Below are 22,161 nucleotides of genomic sequence, written 5' to 3' on the forward strand. Positions count from 1 at the left end.
CTTGTTTCCGGCCATCCATGGCCTTCGACACCCCCTGACACGGGGGCAACAAACCCTGCGCCTGCTTGTCACTACCGCAGTAATTTGGTCGTAAAGCGCCTTCGGTCGTAGCTTGCGCCTTTGGCGCAAGGGGGCCGCAAAGCAAGCCCGCTTCTGTCAGAGCTCGAGGGGGGTTGACCAGGAACCGCCACGAGCACGTCCGTGTGGGCTTGTTTCCGGCCATCCATGGCCTCCAACATTCCTGGTCAATCCCCCTCAAACTCTGACGCGTGTTCTTACATTGCAGCCAACTTGTCACGGCTGCCGGCGACTTGCGCCAAAGGCGCAAGCTACGGGCAAAGGTGCAAGCTACCATTCGAAGCGTTGGCGGAACTCCAGGTGGAACAGGCGGGTGGGGCCGGCGATAAAGGTTGGGTTGCCGAAGCTGCCACCGGTGTTACCAGCGTCGACCAAGTAGTCTTTGTCGAGCAGGTTATTGCCTTTCAGCACTAGGCTCCAGCCATTGCTGTCGTCATAAATGCCGACGCTGCCGTTTATCAGTGTGACGGCGTCTTCTTTTATCGCCAAGCCGGCAATAGGCGCATTTGCTGGCTCGAAGAAGATTTCCGAACGATACGTGGTGACCAGTGAGCTGCGCAGCATCAGGTTCGAGTTAATCGGCACGTCAAACAGCAGCCCTAGGCTTGAAGTCCATTCCGGCTGCAGGCGGAAGCGGTTGCCTGCTAACTGGCCGTTGTTGGCATCATCATCGATCTGCGCATCGAGGTAAGCGACGTGACCAAAGGCCTCCAGCTGTTTCGAGAAATAGGCCGTGAACTCGGTTTCAATTCCCCAGTTGGTAGCGTCGCCGGCGTTGTCGGTATAAAAATTACCGGCTTCATCTTGCAACGTCACCTGAAAGTCTGAATAGTCCTGATAGAACACCGACGCACTGTATTGCAACGCATCCGCCCATGAGCCTTTGACACCGGTTTCATAGTTCCAGATCGATTCTTCCGGGATTAGATTGGTTGCGGCAACGACGTCACCATCATTGTTGCGCGTTGAGCTGACATCCACCACAAACGAACGCTGGCCTTTTGATACCGTGGCGAACCAGTTGGTGTCTTCGTTAACTTCATACAATGCATTGAAACGCGGCAACAGCGCGTCGTTGGAACCGCTGCCGGAGAGTCGCTGTCCGTTGGTTGATACGACCGGTAGCAGTGGCTGTGTTGGTTGGCCCAGTAACGTCAGTAACTGACTGTTTGGCATGGTGGCGGCAAAACCACTGTCGCGATCTTCGTCGATATAACGTAAGCCGGCGGATAACGTGACGTCATCGGTCAGGTCGTACGTCACATCAGCGAAGGCCGACCATGAGCGATTATCACCATAGTTTACATAGTTGCCCTGGTAAGGAAGCTCGCTAAGCGCGCCGCCGGTCAGTACCGGGGTCAGCTGGTTTACGCTGCCATCGGCATTAATGCAGGGTAGGCCGCTGCCCAGCGCTCCAATGCAGTTAAAGTAGATGGACTCTTCAGTGCTGAACGGCACCCGTTGAGAACCGTCTTCCGTAAAGTAGTTCACGCCCCACAGCAGGAACGTATCGTCCAGGGTATGGCTGAAGCGAAATTCCTGACTGAATTGTTGCCCTTCGGCATCTTCAGCAAATTCCAGGAACCACGCCTGGGTGCCGTCAGCGTCGAAGACTTCCAGCGAGTCAAATTCACGATAACCGCTTACTGAGGTAAAGGTCGTCTGCGGACTCAATTGCCAGTCGAGGGTTAAATTGACGTCGTCGATGGTACGTTCCAGCCCCAGCTTGTCATCGCCCAATACGCTTAGCGAGTATGGACTACTGGTCATTTCAACAAAACTGAACGGGCTGGTGTCACCCCCGGTGGGGGCGTAGATACCGTTTTTGAAAGACGTTCCGGTGTCGTTGTTGTCCTCGTGGCTGTAAATCAAGTCGGCGGTGATCGCAGCCGTTGGCTGATAGCGCAGTGACAGTCGCAGCCCAGTTCGCTCGATACCGTTCATGTCGTCTTGATTGGGCGCGATATTGTCGATGTAACCGTCACGTTCTCGGTAGCTGAACGCCAGCCTGCCGCTGACTTCATCACCGGCCAGGTTCAGATAACCGTCTGTTCGGCGTTGCCCTTCGTTGCCGGCGCCAACAGCAATCTCGGCGCTGTCGAAATCCTCCGGTTTTTTGGTGATCACGCTGATGGCACCAACAGCCGCTGCGGTACCAAATAATGTGGCCTGCGGCCCTTTCACCACTTCCACCCGTTCGATGTCAAAGAGTTCAAAATAGGAACCCCGCGAGCGCGATACATCGACGCCGTTGTAATAAATCGAAACCCGCGGTGATATTTGTGACGAACCGCTGTCCGACGTGATCCCACGGATGACAAAGCCGGGGTTATTCGGACTTTGCTCTTGAATCACCAGCCCCGGGGTAAGATCCGACAGCATGTCTAATTCGTTCAGCCCAAGCTCCTGCAGCCGCTTGCCGTCAAACGCGGAAATACTAGCGGGTACCTCGTCTATTGATTGACTGCGTTTCTGCGCGGTCACTTTGATACGTTCGAGATTGTCATTATCAGCCTCATCCTGCGCATGGCTAAGCGCCGGCAAACTGGCAAAAACAGGCAGCGCTAAAATCAGCGCACGGGTAACATAATTGCGGGGGAAGTTCACTTTCATCGTCTTGACATCCTGAGTCCTGGCAAAGATGTCAGCACTCTAAAACCCAACCGTGACGATTTAACGCCAACTCAGTGACAAAACAACGAAACAATTATTGCAGTAGCTTGCGCCTTTGGCGCAAGGGAAGCCGCAAAGCAAGCCCGCTCCTGTCAGAGCTCGAGGGGGGTGACCAGGAACCGCCACGAGCACATCCGTGTGGGCTTGTTTCCGGCCATCCATGGCCTCCAACATTCCTGGTCACCCCCCTCAAACTCTGACGCGCGTTCTTACTTTGCGGGCAACTTGCGGAGGTCGTGACAAGCAGGCACAGGATTTGTTGCTCCCGCGGCAGGGGGTGTCGAAGGCCAGGGATGGCCTGAGACAAGCGCACACGGATGTGCTTGTAGCGTCCCCCTGCCGCGGGAGCAACAGAGCCTGTAAAGCCTGCTTGTCACGGCTGCCGGTGACTTGCGCCAAAGGCGCAAGCTACGGCCGAAGGCGCAAGCTACCCGGTGTAGCGGCTGCTGTGGGTGGCGGCGAGTTGGTAGTTTTTTGATTTTACGGTATCGACGAAGCGCCACTGGTTGTTGATGGCGTCGCGGTTAATGGAGGTTACCATGTAGCCGCGTTGATGCAGGTTGGTGTACTGCAGATCGTCGATCAGGGTCGGCAGGGCGGCGGCGAGTTGTTTGGCGGTGTCGTCGTCCAGGCCGAGGTAGGATTCCATGCCCGGTGATGACACTGAACTGGTGGCAAATTCGACGCCGACTTCGATACCGTCGCGGGTTGTCAGCCGGCTGTGCCAGGCGTTGTGGGTATCTCCGGCCAGCACCACCAGCTTTTTACCCATCCGTTGTGCTTGTTGCAAAAGAACCTCGCGCTCGACCGGATAGCCGTCCCAGGCATCCAGGTTGTATGGCGTTAGGGTATCGATAAAACGCTGTTGTTCGGCGGTTAGCGACTGCCCGCGCTGGCGCGCCTGTTTGAGTTGTGCCGCTTGCAACAACTGCGGTGCTACTTTGCTGCGATCCTGGCTGCCAATGATCGCCGCAGGGAAATTCATGCGTGCCATTAACAGCTGTTGCCCTAATAATTGCCAGCGGGCGTCAGAACCTTGCAATTGCTCGATCAACCACTGCAATTGGGGCTTGCCGAGTAGACTGCGATCACTGGCCATGGCCGCTTGAAACCCCTGACGATCAAACTCGCCAGTGGCAGGATCCATAAAGTCGGCGTACGCCAGCTGTTTTTCACGGCCAATGATACGGGTGTCCAGCATGATCAGGTGGGCAAGTTCGCCAAAGGTAAAGCTGCGATAGATTTGCAGATTGGCGTCACCTTTGGGTGGGCGAATGGGCAGCCATTCATAGTACGCCTGAATCGCCGCGGCCCGACGTTGATAAAAATCGCCCTCGGTTTCTGGTTGATGGTTTTGCGCACCGTCGAGGTAAGTGTCGTTGGTAATCTCATGATCGTCCCAGACCACGATAAAAGGCGCATGAGCATGCAACGCCTGTAACCCCTGGTCCTGGCGATACAAAGCGTAGCGGCGACGGTAATCCTGCAGGTGGATGATTTCTTGGTCGTTATCAGCGGGGAAGGTTCGCCCAAGTTCTACGGCGTCGTCATAACCATAACCGCCGGCGCCGTATTCATAGATGTAATCACCGAGGTGTAATACCACATCGATGCTGTCGTCCTGTGCCGCATGGTGGTAGGGATTGAAAAAACCAGCCGGGTAGTTGGAGCAGGAGAAAACGGCCATGTTCAGGCTATCGATGCCGGTTTTGGGAATGGTATTACCGCGCCCGACCGGCGAGGTTTGTTCAGCACCGAGAAAGCGATAGTACAGGGTGATACCGGCGGGAAGCTGTTGCACATCGACTTTAACGGTAAAGTCACGATTTTCCTGAGCTACCGCCGTCCCCGAGCGCAGCAGTTGCTTAAATTCCGGGTCGCGTGCCACTTCCCAACCGACCCGAGCGCTGTTGTTACTGCGATTTTGCGGTACCGCACGAGTCCAAAGCATCAGCGCCGAGGTGGTGGGGTCACCACTGGCAACACCGTGGGTAAACTGCACATGGTCCGGGCGTTTACCGCCGCTGAGCGAACTGCAGCCGCCAAGCGCTGTTGATACCGTTACCGCAGCACTCGCACCAGCAATGAGTTTCAGAAATTGACGACGATTCACCGGTTTCATGGGGCTATCCTTTTTCCAACAAAATAATCACTACACTAAAACGCTTGCATGACAGAGGTGTGACAAAACCATCACAGCCGTGGCTCGCGTCTTTGGTCGTAGCTTGCGCCTTTGGCGCAAGGCCGCAAAGCAAGCCCGCTCCTGCCAGAGCTCGAGGGGGGGACCAGGAACCGCCACGAGCACATCCGTGTGGGCTTGTTTCCGGCCATCCATGGCCTCCAACATTCCTGGTCAACCCCCCTCAAACTCTGCCGCGCGTTCTCACTTTGCGGTCAACTTGCGGAAGTCGTGACAAGCAGGCACAGGATTTGTTGCCCCCGTGTCAGGGGGTGTCGAAGGCCAGGGATGGCCTGAGACAAGCGCACACGGATGTGCTTGTAGCGTCCCCCTGCCGCGGGGGTAACAGAGCCTGTAAAGCCTGCTTGTCACGGCTGCCGCCCCCTTGCTCCAAAGGCGCAAGCTACAGCCAAAGGCGCAAGGGGAGCCATTCACTTTACGGCCTCACTCCCCGTCGTTGGCTTGCGTGCGCGGCTTAAGTTGGGTAGCTTATAGCTAACGAACCGAGTATAAGAATAATTATGGCTAAATTTTTGATCGCGGATGACCATCCGTTGTTTCGCGAAGCGCTGCAGGGAGCGCTGGGGAATCATTTTGAGGAACTGACGCTGCGCGAGGCTGAGGATTTGGACTCGACGCTGGCGGCGCTGAACGAGGATGACGATGTCGACTTGTTGTTGCTGGACCTGCATATGCCCGGCAGCGGTGATCTGTACGGTTTGATTCGGGTACGGGAAGACTTTCCGTTGTTACCGGTGGCGATCATCTCGGGCTCAGAAGACGCATCAATTGTTGCCAAATGCATTGGCTTTGGGGCGTTGGGATTTATCCCTAAATCGCTGTCATCGGCAAAAATTGCCGAAGCGATCGACACCATTTTACAGGGCGATACCTGGGTGCCGGAAGAAACCCGTGGTCGTCTGGATGGCATTACCGATGAGGATCAGGAACTGGCGCGTAAGGTGTCGGAACTGACGCCGCAGCAATACCGGGTTTTGCATTTCTTGCACGAAGGGCTGTTGAACAAACAAATTGCCTACCAGTTGAATATTACCGAAGCCACGGTGAAAGCACACATCACCGCCATCTTCCGTAAACTCGGGGTATACAGCCGTACCCAGGCAGTACTCGTCGCTGAACGCCTGCAGTTGTAACTCGTGCCCCGGGTACGGCGGAGAGGTTATGCTTAACTTGCGCCAAAGGCGCAAGCTACGAAGGATGGATAACGAACAATGACGTGGATTTTGGTGCTGGCTTCGCTGTTGTATGTGGTGTTTTTGTTCACCATTGCCAGTTGGGGCGACCAGAAAGATTCCTGGGCCAATCGGCTCAGCCATCGGCCGTTTGTGTACGCCATGTCACTGGCCATCTACTGCACCTCCTGGACCTATTACGGCGCGGTCGGTAACGCCGCCAATGAGGGCTGGGCGTTTTTTCCGATCCTGCTTGGCCCCATTCTGTTGTTTTTATTCGGCATCAAGGTGCTGGAAAAACTGGTGTCGGTCAGTAAACAGCAGAACATCACCTCGATTGCGGACTTTATCTCTTCCCGTTATGGCAAAAAACGCCGGCTCGCGGTTGTCGTTACGACCATCGCTGCGCTGGCCATCGTGCCCTACATTGCGCTGCAATTGAAAGCCGTAGGGTTAAGCTTTTCGGTGCTGACTGAAAACGATTCGGTGGTCAGTGAGTTTTCACTGAAGGAGCTCGGTGCGGCGGCGCTGATGGCGCTGTTTGCGATGTTGTTCGGTACCCGGCATGTCGAGGTGACCGAATACCGCAGCGGCATGATTCTGGCGATCGCGGTGGAGTCAATGATAAAACTCGCAGCGCTGGTGGCTGCCGGTATTTTCGCCTGGGAATTGATCAGCACCGACACGCAGTACCAAATGGTGCAGACCTTCGGTTCGCCGGAAAAACCGCAATGGAGCCTGGCTGCCTTTGGCGAGTTTGAGTTTATCGTACAAACCTTTATGGCCGCCGGTGCCATTCTCTGTCTGCCACGTCAGTTTCACGTTGCGGTGGTGGATAACGTTAATGTTAAACATTTAAAAACGGCACGTTGGGGCTTTCCCCTGTATCTGGCGGTCACCGCGGCTGCTATCGTTCCGATTGCGGTAGCGGGTACTTACTTTCTACCGGTGGGCTCTGATGGCTCGACCTTTTCGCTGCAGTTACCCTTGCTGCAGGACCAGTTATGGTTGTCGTTGGTGGTCTTTATCGGCGGTATTTCGGCGGCAACGGCGATGGTGATCATCGCGTCGGTTACCTTAAGTACCATGGTAACCAACGACGTCATTATGCCGATCCTGCTGCAACGGGAATCCCGGCTACCGTTAAAAGAACGCCGCCGCGAGTATGACCGAACCTTGCTGAAATTCCGCCGCTGGGCGATCGCCGTGACCATGGCGTTGTCATTTTTGTGTTACTACTTCTGGGCCTCCCGTACCGACTTGGTCAGTATCGGTCTGTTGGCGTTTTCATTGGTGTTGCAGTTGCTGCCAAGTTTGCTCGGCGCTCTGTATTGGCGCAAAGGTCATGCCCGCGGTGTTTATGCCGGGTTGGCGGCCGGATCCATCGGCTGGGTGGTTGCGGTACTGGTGCCGTTGTACTCGACCGCGACGGCCACGGACGTTGAAATCATAACGCGCGGGACGGTGATTTCGCTCAGTATGAATCTGATTGCGTATATCGCCTTCTCAATGATGGCGCAGCCGCGGCTGGTCGACCGCATTCAGGCGACGGCCTTTGTGAAACCGCGCGCTGAACTGCCGGATAATAACCTGCACAAAAATCATCACGCCACCAACGCCGATATGATGTTGCTGCTGAAAACCTTCCTCGGCGCCGAGCGGGCTCAACAACTGATGTCTTATTATCAGGCGCCGGACGAGAGTCAGTCGTTGCGGGCCGAAGCGGTGGCTGACCGGGCGCTGATCCAGTACGTTGAACGCGCCATTGCCGGGGTATTGGGCTCAGCTACCGCGCGCTCGCTGATCCAGGCTGCGCTACGAGACAAGCAACTGAACCTGGAAGAAGTAGTGCACTTTTTTGATGACACCACTCAGGCGTTGCAGACCCAGCAGTCGATTTTGTTCAGCTCGCTGGAGAATCTGGCACAGGGCATCAGTGTGGTCGACAACGATCTTAAGTTGGTGGCCTGGAATGCCCGCTATCTGGATTTGTTTGATTACCCCGAGGGCATGGTCAAGCCGGGTCAGCCGATTGCGACTTTGATCCGCTACAACGCAGAACGCGGTGAGTGTGGCCCCGGCGATATTGATGAATTGGTCAGTAAGCGCTTACGTTACATGCAGATGGGCTCACCGCACCGCTTTATCCGCCGCCGCGCCGATGGCCGGGTTATCGAGATGGTGGGCAATCCATTGCCCAGCGGTGGTTTTGTGACCAGTTTTACCGACATCACCGAACACGTCGAAACGCAGCAGGCGCTGGAAGATGCCAATATTGATCTGGAGCAGCGGGTGGATACCCGTACCCAGGAGATCCGTGAGATCAATCAGGAACTGACGGCGGAGATTGATCGCCGTCGTGAGGTCGAAGAGCAACTGAAAAAAGCCAAAGCGGAAGCGGAAGCCGCTAACGCCTCGAAAACACGCTTCTTAGCACTGGCCAGCCACGATATTTTGCAGCCACTAAACGCAGCCCGGCTGTATTTGTCGGCCATTGACGAGAAGGAATTATCCGAGCGCAACCTTGGCCTGGTTGGCAAGTTAGACACCGCTCTGGGCTCGACGGAGCACTTATTGTCGACGTTGCTGTCGATCGCAAAAATGGATCAGGGCGCACTGCAGCCACAGTTTCGTCATGTCCAGCTCAGCTCGATTTTGGCGCCGTTGGTTGAGGAATACACGGTGTTGGCCGAGCAGCGGCAATTGCAATTCAAGGCGTTTTTTAACGATCGTCCGGTGTACACCGATCCGACGTATTTACGGCGTATTGTGCAGAACTTTTTATCCAATGCGATTAAATACACGCCTAAGGGTAAGGTCTTGCTGGGCGTGCGCAAACGCGGTGACTACCTGCAGATTGCGGTGTGGGATACCGGTCCGGGCATAGCGGCACAGCAACAGAACAAAGTTTTTGACGCGTTTTACCGGATCCAGAATCAGAACGTTGAAGGCGTTGGTCTGGGCTTGAGTGTGGCACAACGGATGAGCGAACAACTCGGCTGTGAACTGCAGATCGCCTCGGTCGAAGGCAAGGGCTCGTGTTTCTCGGTGACGGTACCCCTGGGCAACGCGGCACAGGTGGTGCATAAGCCTCAGTATAAAGCCGATGAAACACCGACCACCGAGCTGACGTTACTGGTGGTGGATGATGATCAGGAAAATTTAAACGCAGTCAGCGCATTGCTGGAAAAATGGGCATGTCGTGCGGTTACCTGCCGCAGTTATGCGGAGGCGGTTTCTTATGCACAAGCGCAACCGGCGGTGGACGGCCTGCTGCTCGATTATCAGCTGGGCGAAGGCAATGGTTTGGCGTTGGTGCACGAGCTGCGGCATATCTGGCAAACGGACAACCTACCGGGAGCGCTGGTCACGGCAATGCGTGATGATAATGTGAAAAAAGCAGCCCGACAGGCAAAACTGCACTTCCTGCCCAAACCGGTTAAACCGGCATCGCTTAAAGCCCTGCTAAAATATATATCCTCGCGTTGATATTGTATGTCGCTGCGCGACAAAACAGGCGAGTGGCGAAGCCACAAGCCACCCAGTTTTTGTTTAGCAAGGCGAGTGGCAAAGCCACAAGCCGCCCAGTTTTTGTTTAGCAAGGCAAGTGGCGAAGCCACAAGCCGCCCAGTTTTTGTTTAGCAAGGCGAGTGGCGAAGCCACAAGCCGCCCAGTTTTTTGTTTAGCAAGGCGAGTGGCGAAGCCACAAGCCACCCAGTTTTTTGTTTAGCAAGGCAAGTGGCGAAGCCACAAGCCCCCAGTTTTTTGTTTAGCAAGGCAAGTGGCGAAGCCACAAGCCCCCAGTTTTTTGTTTAGCAAGGCAAGTGGCGAAGCCACAAGCCGCCCAGTTTTTGTTTAGCAAGGCGAGTGGCAAAGCCACAAGCCCCCAGTTTTTTGTTTAGCAAGGCAAGTGGCGAAGCCACAAGCCGCCCAGTTTTTGTTTAGCAAGGCGAGTGGCAAAGCCACAAGCCGCCAAGCAAAGCGCGCAGCAGCGCGCTGCCAAGCAAGCCGCCAACGGCGGCGCCCAGCAAGCCCCGCAGGGGCGCCAAGCGCACCCAAAGGGTGTGCTCTTAGACCAAAGTCCAATTCTTTTTATTAACAACCCCATCTACATTTGTTAGCGAACAACAAATCACGTTCGACAATAACTATCAACAAACAAGAGGGGACGTTTATGGCATTTAAAAACGAAAGTGATGCCAAAGCGTATTGGAAAGAGAACCTGGGCTTAATGCTAAAGCTCCTGGTTGTCTGGTTTATCGTATCCTATGGCTTTGGAATACTGCTCGTGGACGTGTTGAACGAAATCACATTCTTCGGCTTTAAGCTGGGTTTCTGGTTCGCGCAACAAGGCTCCATCATTACCTTCATCGTGCTCATATTCATTTATGTACGGAGCATGGCCAAACTCGATAATAAATACGAAGTTCACGAGGACTAGTGCGCTATGGATATTCAAACGCTCACATTTATCATTGTCGGCCTGACCTTCGCGTTATATATCGGTATCGCAATTTGGTCTCGTGCCGGATCAACCAACGACTTTTACGTAGCCAGCGGCGGGGTTAACCCCATTGCCAATGGTATGGCAACCGCGGCGGACTGGATGTCGGCGGCTTCTTTCATCTCAATGGCGGGAATCGTCGCATTTGCAGGCTATGACGGCTCGGTTTACCTGATGGGGTGGACCGGTGGTTATGTACTGCTGGCGATGTGTCTTGCACCTTACCTGCGTAAGTTTGGTAAGTTCACCGTGCCGGACTTTATCGGTGACCGCTACTATTCACAAACAGCACGTACCATCGCGGTACTCTGCGCGATCCTGATCTGCTTTACCTACATTGCAGGCCAGATGCGTGGTGTTGGGGTGGTGTTCTCGCGCTTCCTGGAAGTCGATATCGCTACCGGCGTTATCATCGGTGCCGTGATCGTATTCTTCTACACGGTATTGGGTGGTATGAAAGGCATCACCTATACACAGGTAGCGCAATACATTGTACTGATGTTTGCTTACATCGTTCCGGCGATTTTCCTGTCACTCTTGATCACCGGTCACGTGCTGCCGCAAACTGGTTTCGGCGGTACCATTGCCGATGGGGTACCGGGCTCCGGACAGTTCCTGCTGGAACGACTGGATGGCTTGTCGGTTGAACTCGGCTTTGCCGAATACACCGAAGGTGTGCGCAGTAAAGTGGATGTGTTCTTTATTACCGCTGCACTGATGGTCGGTACCGCGGGTCTGCCACACGTTATCGTGCGCTTCTTCACCGTTCCGAAAGTACGTGATGCACGCCGTTCAGCGTTCTGGGCTCTGACCTTCATCTCAGTCGTTTACCTGACTGCACCAACCATCGCTGCGTTCGCCAAAGTGAACATCTTTAACACCATTAATGGTCCTGACCTACAGGGTGTTGAATATGAAAACGCACCAAGCTGGATCAAGAACTGGGAAAAAACCGGTCTGATCACCTGGGAAGACAAAAACGGCGACGGCAAGATGTTCTATTCGGGCGATGATCGCAACGAAATGACCATCGACCGTGACATCATGGTACTGGCTAATCCGGAAATCGGCGACTTGCCGGCCTGGGTAGTGGCATTGGTTGCTGCCGGTGGTGTTGCTGCCGCGCTGTCAACCTCCGCAGGTCTGTTGTTGGTTATCTCGACCTCGGTTTCGCACGATTTGCTGAAACGAAACTTGATGCCGAACATTACCGACAAGAAGGAGCTGTTCTACGCCCGACTGGCGGCGGCCATCGCGATATTTATTTCGGTCTACTTTGGTATCTACCCGCCCGGCTTCGTGGCGCAGGTGGTGGCCTTTGCCTTCGGCTTAGCCGCAGCAAGCTTCTTCCCTGCGATCATTCTGGGTATCTTCCATAAACGCATGAACCGTCAAGGTGCAGTAGCGGGTATGGTTGTCGGTATTCTGTTTACCTTCTCGTACATCGTGTTCTTCAAGTTCATCTCGCCTGAACTGAACACACCGGAGTACTGGTTCTTTGGTATTTCGCCGGAAGGTATCGGTACCTTGGGTATGATCATCAACTTTGTGGTCGCTACCATTGTCCACAAAATGACCGGTGATGCCCCTGAAGACATTCAGGAGCTGGTTGAGTCAATTCGCTACCCGAAAGGTGCTGGCGCAGCGACTGACCATTAAACGTATCGTGCGCCTTTGGCGCACTTTACCTTCCCCACATATTATTCGTAACGTGCGCCTCAGGCGCACGCTGCGTTTTTACCCACCGATATTTTATTTCAACCGTATTGTATATTTCCGCTTCTGGTCTACTGTTTAATTAACAACAAAACAGACTATGGCGGGTGCATTGTGGTAGTTAAACGACGGATTCTCTTGGTGTTTGGTACACGGCCCGAAGCGATTAAAATGGCGCCGTTGGTGAAAGCGCTGAAAGCCGATGAACAATATGATGTGCTGGTTGCCGTTACTGCGCAGCATCGACAAATGCTCGATCAGGTGCTCAGCTTGTTTGATATCGTGCCCGACTTTGACCTGGATATCATGCGCGCGAACCAAGACCTCTTTGATATCACCGCAGCGGTATTGCTGGGGATGCGACAGGTGTTGAACGATGCGAAGCCGGATTTAGTATTGGTTCACGGTGATACCGCAACAACCTTTGCCGCCACGATGGCTGCATTTTATGCTCGTATTCCTGTGGGCCATGTCGAAGCGGGTCTGCGCACACACAATCTCATGTCGCCCTGGCCGGAAGAAGCGAATAGGCAGTTGACCGGACGTTTAGCGACTTACCATTTTGCGCCAACCGAACGAAACAAGCAGGATTTAATGCGTGAGGGAATTGCCGCGACGAATATTGTGGTTACCGGCAATACGGTGATTGACGCGTTGCAGTGGGTTACAGCAAAAATTGCTGGTTCAACGCAATTAAAGCAACAAATACGACAGCAATTAATGGAAGCCGGTTTGCGGATTGATCCACACCAGCGTCCGTTTGTGTTGATCACCGGTCACCGGCGGGAAAATTTTGGTCAGGGTTTCGATGATATTTGTACCGCCATTAAGCGACTTTCTGAACGCTTTCCAGAGGTAGACTTTATCTACGCGGTGCATTTAAACCCAAACGTGCAAAAGCCTGTGCAAGCGATGCTGAGTAACATTTCTAATGTTCACTTAATCAAGCCGTTGAGCTATGAGCCGTTTGTGTATCTGATGGCGCGTTGCTACTTAGTGTTGACTGACAGTGGCGGCATCCAGGAAGAGGCTCCGGGGCTGGGTAAACCCGTGCTGGTGATGCGCGATACCACCGAGAGACCTGAGGCTGTTGTGGCAGGGACGGTTAAGCTGGTTGGTACAAATCCTAAAGCGATCATTGATCACGTTAGCACGCTGCTGACGAGTCCCGAATGTTATGCCGATATGTCACGCGCGCACAACCCGTACGGCGACGGGCGCGCCTGTCAGCGAATTATTCACTTTTTGTTAATGGCAGATAGCGTAGCGAAAAAAATGCATCCGAATCTGTTGCTGCAGCAATAGCTGCCTCTATGTCAGTATTAGAACGAGGAGCAAAGGTGCCTGACTGGTATTCAAACAGCTCTCTGATCACTGCCGTTTGCGTGGGTATGGCCTTTAGCACGCTAGCTCGTAGTGTCGCCGCTACGGCTTGAGTGCCAACACCGTCCTGATGCAGCAGACGAATGCCTGATTGTTGCAGTTGTAAAAGCTGTTTACGATAGTGCTCGGGACTGACTTTACCGCTATAAAAGGTGCTCACGTAGATGGGGGTACTGAGCGTCTGTTGCCATTGTGAGAAGGTGCGCGTAACGTGATTCAGGAAGTTTTGGTCAGACAAGGCGGAATCATTAAACTCGCCGGGAAAATAGTATCCGTCAACATGGATATTCAATGCGTTAGTTAGGTTGCTCAGCTCATTCAGCCAGTCTTTGTTTTGTTGAATATAAGCTTGAAAATACCGACTGTCGGCGCTTTCATTAATGAACTCAAAATACTGACTGTCTGCGTCTAAGCCGATAATCAGTTCAAAGTCCTTGTCCAACCATTTAAGCCGTCTTAATAGCCAATTATCGGGGAATTGGAATCGATGATTATCGTGCCGTGTCCATTGCACATAGACGCGGCGGATGCCAACGCGCTTTAAATAATCAGTAAGATCGAACCAGTAGGCATCACTGAGATAGGCATCTTGATGCAACGGTTGGAAGAAAATGCCTTTCTCCCAACCGTTGGTGGTATCGGCGACACTGCTGGCGCAGGCGTTTAGTAATAGAGCGCAAAACGCAGCAGCAAAGCATTGTCGTTTTCTTTTGAAATATCGCTGTTGATAACGTACTGCCATTCTAATGATGCCTCCAGAAATACGTTATAACCTCGGTAGCGATTTTTCCCCCAACGGGAGCGGCTACTGATACCGAGACCGGCACGCGTGTCTGACAGTGTCGATTTCGCTAACGTGTCATTGGTTAACTGATACTGCACAAACGGATAGAAACTACCCTGATAAAACAACCGCTGACGACCGGCAAAATCATAACTCGGTTTGTAGCGGGCGTAACCACCGTAAGTTCCACTATCAATGTAGTATATGGCATCTAAGAACAGACTTTGCGAGGGCCATAAATGGTCTTGTGACCACGATTTTGCCTTAGCCATGCTTTGTAGCGGGTCGTAAGAAGCGCGGATGTAGGTACGTGAATTGTCACTGTCGAAGTTGTGTCGGATACCGAACCGCGCAACGGCTTGTTGGTCGCTCCAGGGGCGCCAGGCTAAGTGAAAATCAAGCTCCTCATTGTCAAAAAAGGTGTTTTCGCCACCGGAAAGCGTTGCGACAGCCAGACTTATGTCGGATCCAACGCGGTTGTCGTAGTTAAGATTGTAGCTGACCTCGGCGTTCAAAAAATAGTCCGCTTGAAAGTCATTGGCCGTGACTACTGACACCGCAGAACTGTCACCAACCCAGCCGGCTAGTGTTACGCCCCAGGGAGAGTCGACTTCTTGGTAGAGTTGTTGTGCTTTAGCGACGTCTTCATGTTCTGTTGTCTGAACGTGGTTAAGGCGTTGTTCGAGGCTGTTAGTCAGCAGTTTTTTTGCTTCCGTATCTTTATCGATATAAAGGTTAGCGTAAGCAGCTTGCTCCAGGTTGGCGGTTGTTTGTGTGCCGCTGTCGTTATTAAAGGCGACGTTAAATTGCCGAGCGGATGCGACAAAGTCTCCCTCGCTGTAATAAAAATAAGCTTTACGAATGGCGGTTTCTGCGACTCGGTCGTAAAATTGGTCGGCGATGGCAAACAGCTGTCGTTGCTTCTCTTTATTGTTTTGTTGTGCGGCTATCGACAAACGTGCGTCAACCAATAGCCACTGTTCCTGCCAGTCTTCGATACCAACGATAATGGCATCGGCTTGTTCGTAGTCCTGCTGTGCAATAAGCAGAAATGCGGCTTCTGCCTGCTGACTGGCAGGCCGCTCTTCAAGGTTCTGCAATAATCGCGCGAGTCGTTTGTCGATGGCCGCTTCACAATTGAAGGTGATCGCATCTTTCGACGCTTCCGATACGGTTGCATAGAGACTCATTGCCTCACTGCAGGCGTTATTTCTCAGCAAAGCATTAACCAAAATATCACTGGTCGGATCGAGGGATGCAAAAAGTGAGCGCTGTTCAGGAGTCAGTGAGAGTACCTGAGTATCAATGATGAATTGCGCTCTCTCGCGCAGAGACGTTGAACGGTCGAATAAATCAGGCTGTTCGTTAAGCGCTGCGGAAATTAATGCCAGTGCGCGTTGGTATTGCCCCTGTTCGGTCAAATAGTAGGTGGCAAGTTCAAGGTCGGAGGGCACGTTTGAAAGTTGCCAATTCGCCACCACGACATCACTGGCATCATCAACACGCTGCTGTTGTTTTAGCGCTGTTGCTAATACCCTTCGCTCGTTGGCGGTCAGTTGATCCAACGGAAAAGGTGACAACAACGCGACCAACCGAGACCAATCTTTGCTGCTGTTATAGTGATCTACTAAGGCCGAACGTTGCGTCTTTATCAGCTTCTCGTCATCGAATCGTTTGTGCGCCAACGTTTCATACATCCGGTTTTCAGTTAACAGCAGTAATTGCTGCTTAGCATTTTCAGCGGTAACCGGGCAGTTGGTGAGCGTTTCTCGAAGCGCGGCGGTTTGCCCAAGCTCGTGTTGCTGCTGCGCTCGTTCGGCACATGACAGATCGGATTGCGCTAACAACTGTTGTGAGATGACCTGATCGCCAAGCGTACGGGCGACCGTGTAAAGCCTGGCGACTTGTGAAGGCGTCAACGAGTTGTTATCGATATAGGGTGCCAATACGGTGAGCAAACTCTGATAATGACCGCGTGCAACCATTCGCTCGATAATGTCGTCGATAAGCCGGGGACGGAGCTCAGGCAGTCGCTTCAAGGTCTGCTGAATTTGATCAAATTGTTGTTGTTCGATGTAAGCCATGAATAGTGCACGCCATTCGGGATAGTTACAGCTTCGTGCGGAACAAATTCGTTGTTGGTAGCGAGACACGGCGGTGCGGTCACCTTGTTGGATAAATCGTTGGTTAAACAGTATCGCTGTATCGCTAGTGACTAACGTTGCCGGGATCAACTCATAAAGCGCTTTTAATTCGCGGTTGGTTAGTTGTTGGTGGTTGAAGACAAAGAAGCGAATCAACGCGTCACGTTCAGCAACAGGTAATCGACTGGCAAGTTTGATCATATCTTCCGCGCCGGTCGATGCTCTAAGTGCATATTGCTTGTAGGCTTCTGCCGCTAAGTCGGTTAACTCGGCATCGTCGGGAAATTGAGCGGCAACCTCAGCCGCGCGAAGGTAACGCTGTTCAAGTAACAGGAGGTTGGCATGATAGTGTGCCAGCGGCCGGTAGAGTGGAATGGCTTCGCGTGCTTTTTCAATTTCGACAATAGCGTCGGCGATACGATCCTCGGCGACCAGCCGATAAGCCATGTCGACCCGAGGATAGGCTTTAAAGCGCTGATATTCTGAAAGACCGCTGAGTAACTCAGTGGAATTTTGAGCTGCGTTTACCGGGGCCAGTAACAGTGCAATAAGTGCTGGCAAAACAAGACGTTTGGTGATCATAGTAGAACGTCTACCGGGCAGATCTAGGGTGCCGTTCATAACGGTTATACTCCCGCCAATAGGTTGAGTCGACGGGCTTGCTCATTCAATGCAAGATCGAGTTGGTCCTGTTTGAGCCAGCCGTGAGCAATTAACAGATCACCAAACCGGGTGGTTGGTTCGCTGTCGTAATAATCCAGTTCCGCCTGTCGTAAGGTTGCTGGCGCAATAAGATTCATATTAACCAGAATCTGCCCTAATGATTCATTGACGGCAAAATAGGTGTCCTGGTCGGGTTGCTGTTGCGCGCGCTGTTTGACACTCTCATCATTGAGATACCAGTAGCGCAGCCCAACACTGACAGCCCCCGGCTGTGATATCACGACGTTGATTGATGTTTTGGTGGCTCGGCGCAAACTCGCAAGCGCAACTTTGCTCGGTTCGTTTTCCGATGCCACAGTCAGCAGGTTTTTCGACGCATCATAGGCGACCGGCAGCACCCGATACATCAGTGCTTTGCGACCCGGAATTTTCTGTATTAAGTCGCTACTGAGCTGAAAAGGGTCGACTCGCTGAAACGAGAGGCCGCTGGTCTGAGCAATCAGTTCACCCAGCTGTCGCGGTGAAAGGATGTGTTCTTGTATTAAGTACGCGCCGAGCCGCATTCCCAAGGGTTTACTGATTAACGCATCGGTTAGTTGCTGTTCGGTGAGCAGGTTATGCTGCAGCAGCAGTTCACCGATGACACGTTTTTTGGCATCCAGGACATGAGGGAAGTCATGCTGTGTTTTATCCCACGCTACCGCTGAACCTTTTGCCAGGATAACCAGTTTAATGGCACGCAGTACGGCAACGAAATTGATGACATTAGCCCACACCATGCGCAGGATTGAGAGGAATCCCTGTGTCATACCGTAAAACTGTGTGGTAAAAATAAAGCGCTGAATAAGACGGTTAAAAAACATCAATAAGTTGGCGCTTAATAACACCATCACGATCACATCGTCGCTGAAGATCGAGAGAAAACGATAGGCGTCAGGAACCCAGGCTTGATAGGCGTATATGATCACCAACTGAAAGAACACCAACATGGCTAGAAAGCTGACGATATTGGCAATAACTCCGCGGCGGTCGCGCCAAAGAAAATAGTTAATGTGAAAGTCTTTGCTCCAGCGATGCGTTCTGAAGCCTTGAAAGACGATGCCGACAATCCAGCGTGACTTTTGCCGCACGGCATGTGTAAAGCGACTGGGGAAATATTCTCTCACACAAATTACCCGATGCTCGCGGTCGTGCACAAAGTGGTGTTTTTCTCTTAATGAAGCATCTTCGGCTTCGGCAGAAAACCGAACAAAAATTTCCTTCATGCCCCATTTTTTAAGCCGGAAGCCGATATCGTAGTCTTCAGTCAAAGAACGGGTATCAAACGCAACGCCGTCACCTTCGAGTAAAAGCTTCATGATCGCTTGGCGGCTAAAACAGGTGCCGACTCCTGCCGACGGAACTTGTCCGGCAATTGACTCGCGGACCACGACGTCCTTGCCATGCAATTCGGCAAACTCATCAATGTAATGCGCCGCGGTAAATTGATACCAGTGCTTGGTGTATGGATAAACCGGGATCTGAATCAGGTCTTTGTTTTTGATGAGTAAATAATTAAATAATCGTAACTCAAGTGGCGAGATCATATCCTCGGCGTCGTGCAACACGAACCCTTTAAATTCAAACTTGTTGATCTGCTCAAATTCCATGATGGCTGCAATAATGTTATTAAGGCAGTCTGCTTTTGACGTTGGCCCCGGCAACGCACAAATAACTTTGTGCACGTTGTCGTAATTACGACAGACTTCATCAATATCAGCTTGGGTGGCTGGATCGTTGGGGTAAGTGCCGACAAAGATTTGATAGTTTTCATAATCCAGGGCTTTAACGGCAGCATCGGCCATTGGCCCGACAACGCCAACTTCTTGCCATGCAGGCACTAAGATCGCTATTGGTTTTTGTTTGGGCACAAACAGATCGCTGGGATCAGCATGTTTAAATTGGGTATATATGGTGCGGTTACGGCGCAGTTTTCGTAGCCAGTAATAGGCATCGATAAACAGATCGTCCAGACCAAATAAAAACAACACAATGAGTAGAAAAATGCTGATAAATTTCAGCACGTAAAGATAGTCAATGAATAGGTCGAGCATGATCAACTCACACTGCAAAATAGAACCGTAAATAAAGTTATGTCATGATTCTGAAAACGTCCATGTATCGGCAATGTTTTTTTAATATTTTTTATATTGTTTTATGTGAAACTGTGATTTAAACCTCAGGTTTAAATCACAGTGTTAGGGAGCAAGCCATGGAGCCGGATAAATTTTTGACCGACTGCCCGCCCTTTGACGGGCTGGAGGCCGAGCAGCGGCAGTGGGCAGTATCGCAATTGCAGTCGGTCTATATGAATGAAGACAATTGTAACGATATCCTGCGACAGATGCGTCCCGCGTTGTTCATTGTCCGCTCCGGAGTTTACGATTTACGCGGCAGCGACGGGCGTTTAATTGAACGGCTTGAAAGCGGCGACTTGTTCGGCTTTCCATCACTGTTGACCGGCCGCGAGATTGTCAATCGCTTGACGGCGATTGAAGATGGCATTGTCTATGTGCTGCCTCAGCATGCGTTTGATCGTCTGCGTAATGCCTCCAAACAATTTGAACAGTATTTTATTCGAGCCCATGGCGAGCGGTTGCTGACCGAAAAGGGCGGCAGTAATGACGGTAGCAGTGATGACTGGACCGAGCAGACCGTCGGGTCGGTGGTGACCATGGCGCCGGTCAGCCTGAGCAGTGATACCTCGATACAGGACGCCGCAAAAGTCATGTCCGAACACGGCATCAGCTCGGTACTGGTGGTGGATGACGGGCAACTGGTGGGGATTTTAACCGACCGCGATTTGCGCAACCGGGTGATTGCTCAAGGGTTGTCTTATGAGGTGACCGTGGCCGCGGTGATGACGCAATTGCCGGAGTCGGTCGAAGAGAGCCGCTCGTTGTTGGACGCGCTAACCACGATGACGGCCAATAATGTTCACCACTTGCCGGTGGTAAACAGTAACAATGAGCCGGTGGGTATGGTGACGGCGACCGACCTTATCCGCCAGCAACGCAGTGAGCCGGTCTACCTGATCAGCGCCATTCGTAAAGCCGAAAGTCGTGAGCAATTGATTCAGGAAGCACAGAAAGTACCCGAGTATTTAAAAACCTTCGCCAACCGCGTGAAGCGCACCACGGTGGTCGGCCAGTTAATGGCCTCGCTGACCGATGGTATGACCCGTCAGTTAATCCAACTGTATGAAAAAGATTACGGCGTAGCACCGGCTCAATACAGTTGGTTGGCGTTTGGCTCGCAGGGGCGCGAAGATCAGACCTTAAGCTCCGATCAGGATAATGGGTTACTGCTGGCTAATGGCCTTAGTGATAAACAAAAAGACTGGTTTAAGGGGCTCGGCGAATATGTTTGCGAAGGGCTACATGAATGCGGCATTCCGTTGTGTCCGGGCAATATCATGGCGTCCAATCCGGATTGTCGGGGAACCACCGACGAGTGGCTGGCGAGATTTCGTAATTGGACCCAGAGTCCGACGCCGAAGGCACTGATGTATTGCCAGATATTTTTTGACAGTCGTGCCGTGGTCGGTAACAACCGTTTTTATCAAAACTACCGTGAACAGGTTGCAAAACTGGCGCAAAATGAGATGTTTCTCGGCAATCTGGCGATTTTGGTCAATCGTATTTCAGTGCCTTTGGGGCTGTTCAACCGGTTTCGAACCGAAGATACCGACGAGGGCGATACCATTGACATCAAGCGCTATGGCATTGCCCTGATTAATGACATCGCGCGCATTTACGCGTTGCAAGCGGGCTTTACGATGCCGAGTACGCCGGCGCGGCTGAAAGCACTGGAAAACAGTAAGCTGCTGAACCGGCGCGACAACCAGTCGTTGCTTGAGGCGTGGCAGTTCCTGACTCAGCTCAGGTTGAATCATCAGTTGGCGGTGTGGGATACGGACAAACCGAAGAACGCACTGGATCCCGATGAGCTCAGTACGCTATCACGACGTCAGTTAAAGTCGGCGTTTAAGATCATTAAAGAAGCCCAGCAGGGTGTCGGTCTTAAATTCAGTCGTCAGGGTTATTAGTCATGGGTAAACTTCTCGGTGCCTTAGCCGATTGGTATCAACGCCGGCAACAACTGCAAAAGCCCTGGACGCAGCAGCGCTATGTCGCGCTTGATATTGAAACCACTGGGTTGGATCCCAAAAAGCACCAAGTACTCTCCATTGCCTGGATGTCGATAGAACCGCCGGTGATGCATACCGGTAGTGCTCAATATCATGTGTTTTCTCATGGGCAGGAACTTGAGCTAGGTCAAAGTCCCACCATTCATGGTTTGACACGACAGGATTTTTTGCACAGTTCAGAACCACGACAAACTTATGCGATGCTAAGCCGAGCCTTGTCTGGCGCGGTATTGGTGTGCCATCACAAAGGCATGGATTGGCGTTTTCTGAAGCACATTGAAAAACAGTATTTTGTAAATTTCAGGCCGTTGGGCATATTTGACACGCTGGCTTTCGAAAAAAATAGCATGTTCAAAGATCTAAGTAACCCGCCGCAAAAGGGACAGCTAACGTTAAACGCATGCCGTTTGCGCCATGGACTACCAAACTATACATCCCATCATGCTCTAACGGATACGTTATCGTGTGCTGAACTATTTTTGGCACAAGCTTTTAAGTTTTCCGGAAATGACGCTACAACCCGAGAATTGATTGATTTTGCTCGTTAATTCTATCAGCAACATCAGGTTTTCTCAGAAGTTTTGACTAACAATTGACTAAAAGTAGTGAAAATCTGTGTTTTGATGTTGTACAAGCAAGGTAATTTGAAACTGAC

Annotated in this window: 12 protein-coding genes; 7 read left to right on the top strand and 5 right to left on the bottom strand. The window is 52.2% G+C overall.

Translation table 11 applies throughout. The features are described 5' to 3' along the window. Positions 1 to 348: 348 nt before the first annotated feature. A complete protein-coding gene (locus C5610_RS02680) occupies positions 349 to 2,691 on the bottom strand; it encodes a TonB-dependent receptor (RefSeq protein WP_105305776.1) in 2,343 nt (780 codons plus the stop codon). 487 nt (positions 2,692 to 3,178) lie between these two features. Continuing rightward, positions 3,179 to 4,873: an alkaline phosphatase D family protein gene (locus C5610_RS02685; protein WP_105305777.1), complete on the bottom strand. Its 1,695-nt coding sequence runs from the start codon at positions 4,871 to 4,873 to the stop codon at positions 3,179 to 3,181. 578 nt (positions 4,874 to 5,451) lie between these two features. Between C5610_RS02685 and C5610_RS02690 the strand changes: the two genes are divergently transcribed. From C5610_RS02690 to wecB, 5 genes are all read left to right on the top strand, one after another. Next, entirely contained in the window at positions 5,452 to 6,084 is a 633-nt protein-coding gene (locus tag C5610_RS02690; RefSeq protein ID WP_105305778.1) for a response regulator transcription factor, read from the top strand. A gap of 78 nt (positions 6,085 to 6,162) precedes the next feature. Beyond that, complete coding sequence (locus C5610_RS02695; protein ID WP_105305779.1) at positions 6,163 to 9,612, top strand: PAS domain-containing hybrid sensor histidine kinase/response regulator; 3,450 nt, start codon at positions 6,163 to 6,165, stop codon at positions 9,610 to 9,612. A 685-nt stretch (positions 9,613 to 10,297) separates the two neighbouring features. Continuing rightward, complete coding sequence (locus C5610_RS02700; RefSeq protein WP_105305780.1) at positions 10,298 to 10,564, top strand: DUF4212 domain-containing protein; 267 nt, start codon at positions 10,298 to 10,300, stop codon at positions 10,562 to 10,564. Positions 10,565 to 10,570: 6 nt separating this feature from the next. Further along, the gene (locus tag C5610_RS02705; protein WP_105305781.1) at positions 10,571 to 12,286 is read left to right on the top strand and encodes a sodium:solute symporter family protein; all 1,716 of its coding nucleotides are present in this window, start codon (positions 10,571 to 10,573) and stop codon (positions 12,284 to 12,286) included. Positions 12,287 to 12,514: 228 nt separating this feature from the next. Beyond that, a complete protein-coding gene (gene wecB / locus C5610_RS02710) occupies positions 12,515 to 13,648 on the top strand; it encodes a non-hydrolyzing UDP-N-acetylglucosamine 2-epimerase (RefSeq protein ID WP_105307682.1) in 1,134 nt (377 codons plus the stop codon). Here the strand turns inward: wecB and C5610_RS02715 are convergent. The 3 genes from C5610_RS02715 to C5610_RS02725 are packed head-to-tail and all read right to left on the bottom strand — an operon-like array spanning position 13,578 to position 19,410. After that, the gene (locus C5610_RS02715; protein ID WP_105305782.1) at positions 13,578 to 14,468 is read right to left on the bottom strand and encodes a DUF4434 domain-containing protein; all 891 of its coding nucleotides are present in this window, start codon (positions 14,466 to 14,468) and stop codon (positions 13,578 to 13,580) included. The two genes, wecB and C5610_RS02715, sit on opposite strands and share 71 nt — an antisense overlap. After that, positions 14,390 to 17,275 (bottom strand): NfrA family protein, encoded by a 2,886-nt coding sequence (locus tag C5610_RS02720; protein WP_158682644.1) that lies wholly within the window; start codon positions 17,273 to 17,275, stop codon positions 14,390 to 14,392. Before C5610_RS02720 ends, C5610_RS02715 begins: the two co-directional genes overlap by 79 nt. A 5-nt stretch (positions 17,276 to 17,280) precedes the next feature. Continuing rightward, positions 17,281 to 19,410, bottom strand: a complete 2,130-nt coding sequence (locus C5610_RS02725) for a glycosyl transferase family protein (protein WP_158682645.1) — start codon at positions 19,408 to 19,410, stop codon at positions 17,281 to 17,283. Positions 19,411 to 19,568: 158 nt separating this feature from the next. Between C5610_RS02725 and C5610_RS02730 the strand changes: the two genes are divergently transcribed. Next, positions 19,569 to 21,404 (top strand): DUF294 nucleotidyltransferase-like domain-containing protein, encoded by a 1,836-nt coding sequence (locus tag C5610_RS02730; protein ID WP_105305785.1) that lies wholly within the window; start codon positions 19,569 to 19,571, stop codon positions 21,402 to 21,404. A gap of 2 nt (positions 21,405 to 21,406) precedes the next feature. Next, positions 21,407 to 22,054: a 3'-5' exonuclease gene (locus C5610_RS02735; RefSeq protein WP_105305786.1), complete on the top strand. Its 648-nt coding sequence runs from the start codon at positions 21,407 to 21,409 to the stop codon at positions 22,052 to 22,054. The last annotated feature ends 107 nt before the right edge of the window (positions 22,055 to 22,161 follow it).

This window comes from Idiomarina sp. OT37-5b (assembly GCF_002968395.1).
GTDB classification, from domain to species: Bacteria; Pseudomonadota; Gammaproteobacteria; order Enterobacterales; family Alteromonadaceae; genus Idiomarina; species Idiomarina aquatica.

Coding starts and splice junctions, on each gene's coding strand:
- C5610_RS02680 (WP_105305776.1), bottom strand. CDS start 2,691: ATGAAAGTGAACTTCCCCCGCAATTATGTTACCCGTGCGCTGATTTTA.
- C5610_RS02685 (WP_105305777.1), bottom strand. CDS start 4,873: ATGAAACCGGTGAATCGTCGTCAATTTCTGAAACTCATTGCTGGTGCG.
- C5610_RS02690 (WP_105305778.1), top strand. CDS start 5,452: ATGGCTAAATTTTTGATCGCGGATGACCATCCGTTGTTTCGCGAAGCG.
- C5610_RS02695 (WP_105305779.1), top strand. CDS start 6,163: ATGACGTGGATTTTGGTGCTGGCTTCGCTGTTGTATGTGGTGTTTTTG.
- C5610_RS02700 (WP_105305780.1), top strand. CDS start 10,298: ATGGCATTTAAAAACGAAAGTGATGCCAAAGCGTATTGGAAAGAGAAC.
- C5610_RS02705 (WP_105305781.1), top strand. CDS start 10,571: ATGGATATTCAAACGCTCACATTTATCATTGTCGGCCTGACCTTCGCG.
- wecB (WP_105307682.1), top strand. CDS start 12,515: ATGGCGCCGTTGGTGAAAGCGCTGAAAGCCGATGAACAATATGATGTG.
- C5610_RS02715 (WP_105305782.1), bottom strand. CDS start 14,468: ATGGCAGTACGTTATCAACAGCGATATTTCAAAAGAAAACGACAATGC.
- C5610_RS02720 (WP_158682644.1), bottom strand. CDS start 17,275: ATGAACGGCACCCTAGATCTGCCCGGTAGACGTTCTACTATGATCACC.
- C5610_RS02725 (WP_158682645.1), bottom strand. CDS start 19,410: ATGCTCGACCTATTCATTGACTATCTTTACGTGCTGAAATTTATCAGC.
- C5610_RS02730 (WP_105305785.1), top strand. CDS start 19,569: ATGGAGCCGGATAAATTTTTGACCGACTGCCCGCCCTTTGACGGGCTG.
- C5610_RS02735 (WP_105305786.1), top strand. CDS start 21,407: ATGGGTAAACTTCTCGGTGCCTTAGCCGATTGGTATCAACGCCGGCAA.